This is a genomic window from Algoriphagus sp. (assembly GCF_024305035.1).
GTDB lineage: Bacteria > Bacteroidota > Bacteroidia > Cytophagales > Cyclobacteriaceae > Algoriphagus.
This window is the reverse complement of record NZ_JAMWZB010000005.1, coordinates 1-11,256: the sequence shown is the minus strand read 5'-3', so window position 1 is coordinate 11,256 and position 11,256 is coordinate 1. Positions and strand designations below refer to the sequence as shown.

Sequence of the window (11,256 nt, the reverse complement as noted above, 5' to 3'; positions counted from 1 at the left end):
TAGGTTTAGTTTAATTTGAATTCTTTGACAAATAAGCCTCCTCGCGTGGAGGAAAGCTTGATTTTTCCGCTTATTTCTTCGTTGGAATTGACCTCAACCCTGAAAGTAGCCGATTTTTTTTCTGCCTTTCCAGTATATCCGGCGTAGATGGTTTTATCGTAAAGCTTGGGAGTGGTGATTTTGACCTTGGCATTTTCGTAGCCTTCGAGCAATTCCTTTTCGAAATCCAACGAAACCCGGTCTTCCTGAACGATTTTGACCAACTTTGCCTGCTCCAATGCCACAGGTAATCCTCCTACATTTTCCCAAGAGATAGAAATTTCATATTTGTTATCTGAGATTTTTTTAACCACAGGTTCGTTTACTTTCAACTCCGGGAGTCGCATAGCCATGGCCAAATTAAATTGCGCTTGCTTTTTTGCCCAATTTTCAAGTTGCCAGGTAGGCCCGTTTTGGCCAAAAAACTTAGGATGAAATCCACCTATCTCTACTTCACCCAATTGGGGATGATCAAATGGCGTCCACGATTTAAATCCTTTCCCTTCATTTTCCTCTTCATCCCACCTAAGTGCATCGTAATCGTTGTAGATTCCATCGCCATTGTAATCTTTCATCGCCCCGTTATTCCATAACTCATCCCCATACCAAATACTTCCATAGTAAAAATACCCGAAATCAGGTCCATGCCCAAATAAAGGCGAAGGTTTCAGCGGATCCCCTGTCATGGAGTTTACTTTATATCGAGTACTGTAGGTTTCGTAGACATCCCCAGCCCAAGGATAGGCAGTATAGGATAGGCCCAACTCGTCCATTTCACGGTAGATTTCCAAATCTTGAGGATACATACGCTCCTCACTCTTGGAAGTCGAAGGGGGCCTCAAGTGCATTGGAACTCGAGTATCCATCGAATTGACGACTGAAATATTGGGATGCGAAAGTACCCAAAGTACGGTTGAACGTGTCTCAGGCTCACTCAAAGGGTATTCACCTGCACCATATTGGGTATATCCTCTACCGGTTAAGTCCCCCCCGATATCCGGACGCCAGTTTTCAGGATAATTTCTGTGCAAATCCAATCCCCCAATCCCATCTTCATTGAAGCTGCCATCCTGGTCATTATCGATACCTTCAGTATAAATCAGGTACTCCCCTTTTCCGGGAAAAACTCGTTTCATTAATTTTCCTGAAGGGTGATCAGGATCAATAATATAATTTGCCTTCTTTTTTTCCTCCTCGGTGACGGCTTTTTTTCTAATTTGATAAATGATGCCATCTCCATCAAGATCTTCCTCAGGATCTTCATCTACTAAGCCATCCCGATCATTGTCGTGGGGTTTAACAGAACTCCGATTTCTTTGCTCGGTAAAAAGGTAAAGATTAGACCCATCAGGATTATTTTGAGGGCGAAGGTAAAGTGCCTTTGTATCAATCAAATGGGTAATTTCTTCGTCTTTGCCGTAGTGTTCAATCAAATGCTGAGTCATCCACAAGATGGATTCACTAGAGGTAATTTCTCCAGAATGTCTTCCCCCTTCAAAATAAGCAGCTGGCTTATCGGTGTCTTTACCGGTAGATTTATTGGTCAAAGTCATTTGGTAGACAGGTCTCCCTTCCAGTGAATGACCGACCACGTAAAGATCGACAATTTCAGGATGTTCTTCTGCCCATCGCTCGTACCAATAATACATCACCTCCACGGTATGATACTTGTCAAAAGTAAGTTGATCTCCAGGGCTGTACTCAACCTCTGGAAATTTGTGTTTTTTAAAAAAGGAAGGGCCGTGGCGTTCACCGGATACGGTATAAAATTTCGCCGTAGTGTCTTGCTCAGGAAATAATTTCTCCGGTTTAAAGGACTTAACCTGCGCATGACCATAAAGGGTAAGCAGGAAAAGAAGTCCGATGGAAACTAATTTGATTTTCATAGAAGCGGTGGTTTTTAAGAATCTAAAAATAAAAACCGCACTCGAGTGCGTCTACACCGCTCAAAAAAAAAGTCGGTTTAACCGACTTATTATTTTTGAATGATCAATTCAAAGGTTTGAGCTTGATACCTTTGTTTTCCGGGAATGGGTTCACATTTGGGAAGCTTTCGAATCACGTAGTCTAGCCGCTCTTTTAAGCCTTTATCCTCGGAATTCTGCAATTCAAATCCACTAATTGCTCCCATGGAATTTACTTCCAAGATTACTTTTACCTCATTGAGTTGCTGACTTTTTTTCGTTCGAAAAATAAAAGGGGAATAGCTATCAATCATTTCGACTGTAAAGTCTGCAAATTTCCAACTCGCTGATTCTGAATTCTCTTCTTCTAAGACAGCACGTAAAGATGCTTTCTCCTCTTCGACAGAAGAAGCAAATCCAGTAACAGGATAAGCCATCAATGCCATCCCTAAAACTGCGATATGTAGAAAATAGTTTTTCATCACCTAATTGAACATTCAAAAATGCATGAAAAACATTTTCAAAGCAAATATTTTGCAGTTTAAATTTTAAAATCCTTTTCCCCAGATGGATTTCCAGTACCAGGGCCTAGTCAAAAGTCCTTTTTTTCCTATTTAGCATGGAATTTAAACCCCGTTTTGCCGATTGAAAGGAAAAGTCCATGGGAGTCATAGGAGGAGTGGGAATCATTGGTTTAAAAAACTAGGGCAGCACCGATCGGAAAGCAAAAAAGTCTCGCCAGAAGCGAGACTCTTTTCAGAATATAAACCCAAATATAACTTTAGAGATTAAAAGTTTCGAATTATTGTCCGGCTTGAAATTTGGCTGAGATCGAAATATCGGTTTTTAATTTTTTCAAATCAAATCTTCACCAAATATTCTTATAGCTTTTGAAGCCGACCTCAAAGTAAATGTATTTTGTCAAAAATTACAAATTGAAAAAAAAATTTTGCAATATTTTGAACAATCTCTAATTTACCGATCACTTCATTATAAATCAGCTAAATCCACCTCATAAAAATGGATAAAATTTTAGATATCGATAACATAGACCTAAAAATCATTTCTCTTCTCAATGAAGATGCAAAGACTCCTTACACCGAAATAGCCAAAAAAGTATTTGTCTCCTCGGGTACGGTACATGTCAGAATGAAAAAACTCGAGGATATGGGGGTGGTCAAAAGCGCCACGTTAAATATCGATTTTTCAAAGTTGGGTTATGACATTTCTGCATTTCTGGGAATATATCTCGAAAAAAGCTCCCTTTACGATAATGTAATCGAGCGACTAAAGGAAATTCCAGAGGTAGTCAGTGCCTACTACACCACGGGTAATTATTCAATTTTTGCAAAAATAATCTGCAGAGATACCAATCACCTGAGAATAGTATTGGACAAAATCCAAAAAGTGGATGGTATAGATCGGACCGAAACGCTCATTGTACTGGAAGAAAGCATCAACCGTCCTATCCAATTTTTTGATAAGGAAAAGAAATAAAAAGTCTATCTGGATTAAATCTAAATAAATAAATTTAGCTTAATCCCAACTAAATTGAACAAAAACAATACGTTTTGATTAGCGGGTAAACTATCGAAAAAATAGCTGCTTGGACCGTTTTTTATTGAAGGAATGAATCTTTGATAGATTTTTCCGATCATTCCGAACATAATATTTTGATTATATGTTGTACCTTCGCAAGCAAAATGTAATTAGTCTAAATAACTCAGCCCATGAGCAAAGACAACCAAATTTTAGAAGAGTTTACTTCCAAAGAATACGAACACGGATGGTCCGTTAATTACGAGGCCGATGAAGCCCCTGTCGGATTAAACGAAGATATTATACGCTGGATTTCTGTCAAAAAAGAGGAACCCCAATGGTTACTCGAATGGCGGCTAAAAGCTTTCAAAACTTGGCAGTCGATGACCGAGCCCGAGTGGGCAAATGTCCAGTATCCCAAAATTGACTTACAAGCTTTAAAATACTATTCAGCACCGAAGCAAAAAAGCAAGCCAAAGAGTTTAGACGAATTGGATCCTGAGTTGCTTGCAATTTATGAGCGACTCGGTATTTCGTTAAATGAGCAAAAAAGGCTTCAAGGCATAGCTGTGGATGCGGTATTGGATTCGGTTTCGGTAGCGACTACATTTAAAGAGACGCTTAGCAAGCTTGGAATCGTATTTTGTTCGTTTAGCGAAGCGGTCAAAGAACACCCTGAGTTGGTTAAAAAGTACTTGGGCTCTGTGGTGCCCATCACAGATAATTACTATGCCGCTTTGAATTCGGCAGTATTTTCTGACGGTTCCTTCTGCTACATTCCCAAAGGGGTTCGATGTCCAATGGAATTATCCACGTATTTCCGAATCAATGCGGCAAATACGGGTCAGTTTGAACGGACTTTAATCGTTGCCGAAGATGAATCCTACGTGAGTTATCTTGAAGGTTGTACTGCCCCGCAGCGAGACGAAAACCAACTTCATGCCGCGGTGGTGGAAATTTATGCCGGAGCTCATGCGGAAGTAAAGTATTCCACAGTCCAAAACTGGTTCCCTGGAGATAAAAATGGAAAAGGGGGAATTTACAATTTTGTCACTAAGCGTGGAATTTGCGCGGGAGATCACTCCAAAATCTCATGGACGCAAGTAGAAACGGGATCAGCAGTAACCTGGAAATATCCTTCCTGCATTCTCAAGGGAGACCATTCCATCGGTGAATTTTACTCCGTAGCAGTTACCAACAATTATCAGCAGGCCGATACCGGAACCAAAATGATTCATATTGGTAAAAACACCAAATCACGGATTGTCTCGAAAGGTATTTCTGCGGGAAAATCTCAAAACTCCTACAGGGGTCAGGTTCAGGTGATGAAGCGAGCAACCAATGCCAGGAATTTTTCTCAGTGTGACTCCTTATTGATGGGAGATCGTTGTGGCGCTCATACCTTCCCCTACATCGACATCCATAATCCAACCGCAAAGGTGGAACATGAGGCAACCACCTCAAAAATCGGGGAAGATCAGATTTTCTATTGCAATCAGCGGGGAATCGCCACTGAAGACGCAGTAGCTTTGATTGTCAACGGTTACGCCAAAGAGGTCTTAAACCAATTGCCAATGGAATTTGCAGTAGAAGCCCAGAAACTCCTTGCCTTGACCTTAGAAGGTTCTGTGGGATAAATCTCGACCCGGAGAAATGCACTATTAAATTTGTAAAATTAGAATCATGCTATCAATAAAAAATCTTCATGCCTCTATAGAGGGTACCCCTATATTAAGAGGGATTAATCTGGAAATTAAAGCCGGAGAAGTTCACGCAATCATGGGCCCAAATGGTTCAGGTAAATCTACCTTAGCTTCTGTTTTAGCTGGACGAGAAGAATACGAAGTCACTGAGGGAGCGGTGCTCTTCCAAGGAAAAGACCTTTTGGAAATGGCACCTGAAGAAAGAGCCCGAGAAGGTGTCTTTTTGGCTTTTCAATATCCTGTGGAGATCCCTGGCGTTTCTTCCACCAATTTCTTAAGAACCGCTGTAAATCAAGTTCGCGAACATCGGGGTTTAGAAGCGTTGGATGCGGTCAAGTTTCTTTCCTTGATGAAAGAAAAAATGAAACTTGTCGAAATAGATCAGAAACTGTTAAGCAGAGCCTTGAATGAAGGATTTTCAGGAGGAGAGAAGAAGCGTAACGAGATTTTCCAAATGGCGATGCTTGAGCCCAAACTCTCCATTCTGGACGAAACCGACTCTGGTTTAGACATCGATGCATTGAAAGTGGTATCAAATGGAGTTAATCAGCTTAAATCTGCTGAAAATGCAACCATTGTGGTGACTCACTATCAGCGGCTTTTGGATTACATTGTACCGGATTATGTTCATGTTCTTTACAAAGGTCAGATTGTCAAATCAGGAACCAAAGATTTGGCCCTGGAGCTCGAAGAAAAAGGCTATGACTGGATCAAAGAAGAAGTTGAGTCCAAAGCCATCGTCTGAACCACTTAAAAAATAAGCATGAGTACCTTGACTACCCAAGATACGTTTACTCCGATATTAGAATCAGCGCCCTCCAATTTTCTTGAGCAAAGACTTCAGGGAAAAGACCAATACCTTACCCAGGGGTTGCCCGCACTGAAAGCTGAGGAATATAAATTCACCCTGATCAGAAAGAAGATCGAACAGACAATTTCCGACATTAGGAATGCCCATGTTTTTGATTTGGATCGCGACCAGGTGAATCAATCCATTTTCCCGGGATTTGATGGGTCAGTTTTAGTCTTTACCAATGGAAGACTAAATTTAGAGCTCTCCAATTATGATGAGAATTTGAGTATATCCAAAATCTCGGATCAGCAAGATTTACCCTTAGGAAGTATTGCCAAAGCTGAAAAAGATCCTTTCGTAGGACTCAATCAGGCTGGCTTCCCAGATGGCGTCTTTATTTCTGTGGCCAAGAAAGTGAAAATCGAAAAACCTGTTTTACTTCTTTCTTTTAATAAATCCAATGAAGGGCAGGTTATTCAACCCCGAGTATGGATTGAGGCGGGAGATTTTGCAGAAGCTAGTTTCATCGATCATTCCGTTAGCATGGACGATTCTCCCTATTTCATCAATAAAGTGGTAGAAATCAAAGGTGGAGTTAATTCCCAACTTGGGTATTACCGCATTCAAAATGAAGGAGCCCACGCGATTGAAGTATCCACGCTTGAAACGGATATTAGAGAACACAGTCGATTTACCTCTGTGAATGTTTCCCTATCCGGAGATATGGTAAGAAATAACCTTAACCTCAACTTGATCGGTAGCAATTCAGAGGGCAATATGTACGGCTTGTATCTACTCAATGGAAAAACTCACGTGGACAATCATACCAATGTAGATCATACGATTCCGCATGCCGAATCCAATGAACTCTACAAAGGAATTTTGGCAGATCAATCGCGGGGAGTTTTCAATGGGAAAATTTTTGTCCGTCAGGATGCTCAAAAAACAAATGCCTTCCAGCAAAACAATAACATTTTACTTTCAGAAGATGCGGTGGTCAACACCAAACCTCAGTTGGAGATTTGGGCGGACGACGTGAAATGCTCGCATGGATGTACTACCGGACAGTTGGATGAAGAAGCCTTATTTTATTTACGGGCAAGAGGAATTGACAAAACACAGGCAAAAGGGTTATTACTTTATGCTTTTGCCGGAGAAGTTTTGGAACACATTGAAGAGGAAAGCTTTAGAGATTATTGTATTTCGCTGGTAAGCGATCGCCTGGGAAGTAAATTCTGAAACCCATGAACTTAACCATAGATCAGATCAGGGGCTTGTTTCCTGTACTTCACCAAGAAGTACACGGCAAGCCCTTGATTTATTTTGACAACGCCGCAACCACCCAAAAACCTAAGGCGGTATTGGATAAACTCCGCTCTTATTATGAACTGGATAATTCCAATATTCATCGGGGAGCTCATACCCTAGCCGATCGAGCCACTCGTGAGTATGAACAGGTAAGAGAGACGGTCCAAAATTTTATCGGAGCACAAGAGTCAGCTGAAATCATATTCACCAAGGGCACCACCGAAAGCATCAACCTGGTGGCGCAATCATTTGGCAGAAAGTTTATTGAACAAGGAGATGAAATCATCATTTCCACCATGGAGCACCATTCCAATATCGTCCCCTGGCAAATGCTCTGCGAGGAAAAAGGGGCTATCCTAAAAATCATACCGATAACGGATTCCGGAGAAATCATTTTTGAAGAATTTGAGCGCCTACTTTCTACCAAAACCAAATTAGTCAGTGTAGTTCATGCTTCCAATGCGCTGGGCACGATCAATCCGGTCAAATCCATCATCGAAGCGGCTCATCGTTATGGGGCAAAGGTTCTGTTAGACGGTGCTCAATCCACTTCTCACTTGGAAATCAACGTAGTAGATCTGGATTGTGATTTCCTGGCTTTTTCAGCCCATAAATTATATGGTCCTACCGGATTGGGGATCTTATATGGTAAAAGAGAACTTCTTGAAGCCATGCCTCCTTTTCTCGGAGGAGGAGAAATGATTAAAGAGGTGAGTTTTGAAAAAACTACCTTCAATGACATTCCTTTCAAATTTGAAGCAGGAACTCCCAATATTGCTGATGTAATTGCCTTCAAACCTGCCTTGGACTTCATTACAGGATTAGGAAAAAAATCAATTAAAGCCCACGAAGACGAACTTCTTTCCTATGCCAATGACTTATTACTCCCGATTAAAGGGGTTGAGCCCATCGGTACGGCTAAAGAAAAGGTAAGTGTCTTTTCTTTTATCATTAAAGGCATGCATCCGTTTGACATAGGTCAAATGCTAGACGCACGTGGCATTGCCGTCAGGACTGGACATCATTGCACCCAACCTTTGATGCAAAGATTCGGTATCGAAGGAACTGTGAGAGCCTCTTTTTCTGTTTATAATTCCAAAACGGAAATCGAAACATGGGCTGAAGCCGTCGCCAGGATCGCCAAAATCAAAAATAAATGAGCATAGAAGAAGTTCAGGAAGAAATAGTTAGTGAATTTGAAATCCTCGGAGAAGATCGTGAATCGACGATCTTTTACATCATGGAATTGGGAGAAAATTTGAAAGAATTCCCCGAAAGCCAGCGAAAAGATGAAAACATCATCAAAGGGTGTCAATCGAAAGTTTGGCTTACCGCTGAGGAAAGTGACGGTAAAGTCCACTACCTGGCCGATTCCAATACCGACATCACCAAAGGATTGATTTCTTTATTGATTCGGGTGTTGAATCTTCGGACTCCTGAAGAAATCATTCATGCAGAATTGAACTTTATCGATAGAATAGGAATGGGTAACATCATCGGCAGTCAGCGTTCCAATGGGCTGGCCTCGATGATCAAGCAAATGAAACTTTATGCCATCGCCTTTCAAACCAAACTTAACACCTGATCATGGAAACTGAAAACAGTACCTCAACAGGTCAAATTGCCAATTTAAAAGAAAAGGTGGTTCAAGCCATCAAGCAAGTCTATGATCCGGAGATTCCGGTGGACGTTTACGAGTTGGGCTTGATCTATGAAATCACCGTTTATCCGGTCAATAATGTCTTTGTCCTGATGACGTTGACCTCCCCCAACTGTCCGTCAGCAGAATATATCCCCACTGAAGTCCGAGATAAAATCCAGCAGGTTCAGGGAATCAATAATGTGGAAGTAGAAGTCACTTTTGATCCGCCTTATTCACAGGACATGATGTCCGAAGCTGCAAAACTTGAATTAGGTTTCTTATAAATTTAAAAATTACCATAGATATGTATCCCGAAGAACTGATTGCTCCCATGCGAGCAGAACTTTCAGATGTAGGCTTTCAAGAATTTAGGACAGCCGAGCAAGTAAGCGAACACTTAGGTCCAGATCACAAGGGAACAACCTTTGTGGTGGTTAACTCGGTCTGCGGATGCGCTGCCGGAGCAGCTAGGCCGGGAGTACGGTTTGCTTTGGAAAATGCAAGTAAAAAACCAACTACCCTTGCTACCGTTTTTGCAGGAAATGACCGTGAAGCGGTAGCCAAGATCCGAGAGATTGTACTTCCTTATCCTCCCTCCTCCCCGGCCATGGCCTTATTTAAGGATGGAGAATTGGTACACTTTATTGAGCGTCACCATATTGAAGGAAGAAATGCGAAAATGATCGGTGAACATCTAGTAGAGGTATTTGAGCATTTCTGTGACTAAATTAGCCCTTCGGGGCTTTTTTTATAAAATTGTGCTAGTGAATGAGTTGACAAAATTTCTCTTTAGTCCCACTTTAATTTAAAATAGACTACGATTACCAAAGAGAAAAAGATCAAATCTTATTCTTCTCTATTTGAAATATTATATCACCCATTGTACAAAAAATCAATAAAAAAGCAGGGTTTTTATTAACTTAAGGCCATCTTTTAAGGTTTTTTACCAAGCAATACAAAAAATAACTATATGTCTGAATCCGTCAAGTTGTCCTACAATGGACAAGATTTTGAGTTTCCGGTAATTACGGGAACCGAGCAAGAAGCAGCAATTGATATAGCCAAACTCAGAAGCGCTACTGGATTAATTACTATCGATCCTGGTTATAAAAATACGGGATCAACTACAAGTGGGATTACTTTTCTGGATGGCGAAGAAGGAATCCTTCGATACCGGGGATATCGAATCGAAGATCTCGCCGAGAAGTCCACGTTTTTGGAGGTAGCCTATCTATTAATTTACGGAGAGCTTCCAACTCAAGCGCAATATGAGGCATTTACAAGTGAAGTGACCCACCACACCCTGGTTCATGAAGACATTAAAAAAATACTTGATGGTTTTCCATCCAATGCCCACCCAATGGGCGTGCTTTCTTCTTTAATTTGCTCTTTATCGGCATTTTATCCGGAATCACTCAATCCCAATAGAAGCGAAGAAGAGATTAATTTGAGCATCATTCGATTGATCGCCAAAATGCCGACTTTTGCCGCTTGGGCTTACAAAAATGAAATGGGGCATCCGGTAAATTATCCAGACAATACGCTGGATTATTGCTCCAATTTCCTCAAAATGATGTTTGCTTTGCCCGCTGAGCGATATGATGTAGATCCAGTAGTTGCAAAGGCTTTGGATTCGTTACTGATCCTTCACGCCGATCATGAGCAAAACTGTTCCACCTCAACAGTAAGGATCGTTGGATCCTCTCAAGCTTCGATTTATGCATCCATTTCAGCAGGAATCAACGCCCTTTGGGGACCACTTCATGGAGGAGCAAACCAGTCGGTCATTGAAATGCTGGAAGCAATCAAAGCAGATGGTGGAGATGCTAAAAAATACCTGGACAAAGCCAAAGACAAAAATGATCCTTTCCGCTTAATGGGTTTTGGACACCGGGTTTACAAGAACTTTGACCCTAGAGCTAAAATTATCAAAAAAGCAGCTGATGACGTGTTGGAAAAACTCGGTGTCAAAGATCCTGTCTTGGAAATTGCCAAAGAACTGGAATACGCAGCCTTGAATGATCAGTATTTTGTGGATCGTAAGCTTTACCCCAATGTGGATTTCTATTCCGGTATTATTTATCGAGCCTTGGGAATTCCAACCGATATGTTTACGGTGATGTTTGCCTTAGGACGTCTGCCGGGCTGGATCGCCCAGTGGAAAGAAATGAGGGAAAATGGGGAACCGATTGGTCGACCACGCCAAGTGTATGTAGGTGCCAATGAGCGAGACTACGTATCCATGAACAAGCGATAAATCTTAATTTGAGATAAATCGAGTAGGAAGGTAGGGATTATTTCCCTACCTGTCCTCTCACACCACCGTAC

Annotated in this window: 11 protein-coding genes; 9 read left to right on the top strand and 2 right to left on the bottom strand. The window is 41.4% G+C overall.

The annotated features are described in order from the left end of the window. Positions 1-5: 5 nt before the first annotated feature. Both Q0L00_RS03660 and Q0L00_RS03655 read right to left on the bottom strand, forming a co-directional pair. Complete coding sequence (locus tag Q0L00_RS03660; protein ID WP_297335509.1) at positions 6-1,925, bottom strand: M14 family metallopeptidase; 1,920 nt, start codon at positions 1,923-1,925, stop codon at positions 6-8. Between the two features lie 89 nt (positions 1,926-2,014). After that, positions 2,015-2,425: a hypothetical protein gene (locus Q0L00_RS03655; RefSeq protein WP_297335508.1), complete on the bottom strand. Its 411-nt coding sequence runs from the start codon at positions 2,423-2,425 to the stop codon at positions 2,015-2,017. A gap of 538 nt (positions 2,426-2,963) precedes the next feature. Here Q0L00_RS03655 and Q0L00_RS03650 point away from each other — a divergent pair. The 9 genes from Q0L00_RS03650 to Q0L00_RS03610 all read left to right on the top strand — a co-directional run bounded on the left by Q0L00_RS03650 (position 2,964) and on the right by Q0L00_RS03610 (position 11,185). Continuing rightward, entirely contained in the window at positions 2,964-3,440 is a 477-nt protein-coding gene (locus Q0L00_RS03650; protein ID WP_092794311.1) for an Lrp/AsnC ligand binding domain-containing protein, read from the top strand. A 233-nt stretch (positions 3,441-3,673) separates the two neighbouring features. Beyond that, on the top strand, positions 3,674-5,119 hold the full coding sequence (gene sufB, locus Q0L00_RS03645) for a Fe-S cluster assembly protein SufB (RefSeq protein ID WP_297335507.1): 1,446 nt from the start codon (positions 3,674-3,676) through the stop codon (positions 5,117-5,119). A gap of 46 nt (positions 5,120-5,165) precedes the next feature. Then, on the top strand, positions 5,166-5,930 hold the full coding sequence (gene sufC / locus Q0L00_RS03640; RefSeq protein WP_297335506.1) for a Fe-S cluster assembly ATPase SufC: 765 nt from the start codon (positions 5,166-5,168) through the stop codon (positions 5,928-5,930). Positions 5,931-5,948: 18 nt separating this feature from the next. Next, positions 5,949-7,217 (top strand): Fe-S cluster assembly protein SufD, encoded by a 1,269-nt coding sequence (sufD, locus tag Q0L00_RS03635; RefSeq protein ID WP_297335505.1) that lies wholly within the window; start codon positions 5,949-5,951, stop codon positions 7,215-7,217. Between the two features lie 5 nt (positions 7,218-7,222). After that, positions 7,223-8,446 (top strand): cysteine desulfurase, encoded by a 1,224-nt coding sequence (locus Q0L00_RS03630; protein ID WP_297335504.1) that lies wholly within the window; start codon positions 7,223-7,225, stop codon positions 8,444-8,446. Next, positions 8,443-8,871, top strand: coding sequence for a SufE family protein (locus Q0L00_RS03625; RefSeq protein ID WP_297335503.1), 429 nt, complete (start codon positions 8,443-8,445; stop codon positions 8,869-8,871). Before Q0L00_RS03630 ends, Q0L00_RS03625 begins: the two co-directional genes overlap by 4 nt. A 2-nt stretch (positions 8,872-8,873) precedes the next feature. Further along, positions 8,874-9,212 (top strand): DUF59 domain-containing protein, encoded by a 339-nt coding sequence (locus tag Q0L00_RS03620; RefSeq protein WP_092794291.1) that lies wholly within the window; start codon positions 8,874-8,876, stop codon positions 9,210-9,212. 20 nt (positions 9,213-9,232) lie between these two features. Beyond that, positions 9,233-9,655, top strand: a complete 423-nt coding sequence (locus tag Q0L00_RS03615; RefSeq protein WP_297335502.1) for a BrxA/BrxB family bacilliredoxin — start codon at positions 9,233-9,235, stop codon at positions 9,653-9,655. 243 nt (positions 9,656-9,898) lie between these two features. Beyond that, the gene (locus tag Q0L00_RS03610; RefSeq protein ID WP_297335501.1) at positions 9,899-11,185 is read left to right on the top strand and encodes a citrate synthase; all 1,287 of its coding nucleotides are present in this window, start codon (positions 9,899-9,901) and stop codon (positions 11,183-11,185) included. The last annotated feature ends 71 nt before the right edge of the window (positions 11,186-11,256 follow it).

Bases quoted from the DNA above. Each gene is read 5' to 3' on its own strand.
- Q0L00_RS03660 (WP_297335509.1), bottom strand. From the start codon at position 1,925: ATGAAAATCAAATTAGTTTCCATCGGACTTCTTTTCCTGCTTACCCTT.
- Q0L00_RS03620 (WP_092794291.1), top strand. From the start codon at position 8,874: ATGGAAACTGAAAACAGTACCTCAACAGGTCAAATTGCCAATTTAAAA.
- Q0L00_RS03625 (WP_297335503.1), top strand. From the start codon at position 8,443: ATGAGCATAGAAGAAGTTCAGGAAGAAATAGTTAGTGAATTTGAAATC.
- Q0L00_RS03650 (WP_092794311.1), top strand. From the start codon at position 2,964: ATGGATAAAATTTTAGATATCGATAACATAGACCTAAAAATCATTTCT.
- Q0L00_RS03630 (WP_297335504.1), top strand. From the start codon at position 7,223: ATGAACTTAACCATAGATCAGATCAGGGGCTTGTTTCCTGTACTTCAC.
- Q0L00_RS03655 (WP_297335508.1), bottom strand. From the start codon at position 2,425: ATGAAAAACTATTTTCTACATATCGCAGTTTTAGGGATGGCATTGATG.
- Q0L00_RS03610 (WP_297335501.1), top strand. From the start codon at position 9,899: ATGTCTGAATCCGTCAAGTTGTCCTACAATGGACAAGATTTTGAGTTT.
- sufB (WP_297335507.1), top strand. From the start codon at position 3,674: ATGAGCAAAGACAACCAAATTTTAGAAGAGTTTACTTCCAAAGAATAC.
- sufD (WP_297335505.1), top strand. From the start codon at position 5,949: ATGAGTACCTTGACTACCCAAGATACGTTTACTCCGATATTAGAATCA.
- Q0L00_RS03615 (WP_297335502.1), top strand. From the start codon at position 9,233: ATGTATCCCGAAGAACTGATTGCTCCCATGCGAGCAGAACTTTCAGAT.
- sufC (WP_297335506.1), top strand. From the start codon at position 5,166: ATGCTATCAATAAAAAATCTTCATGCCTCTATAGAGGGTACCCCTATA.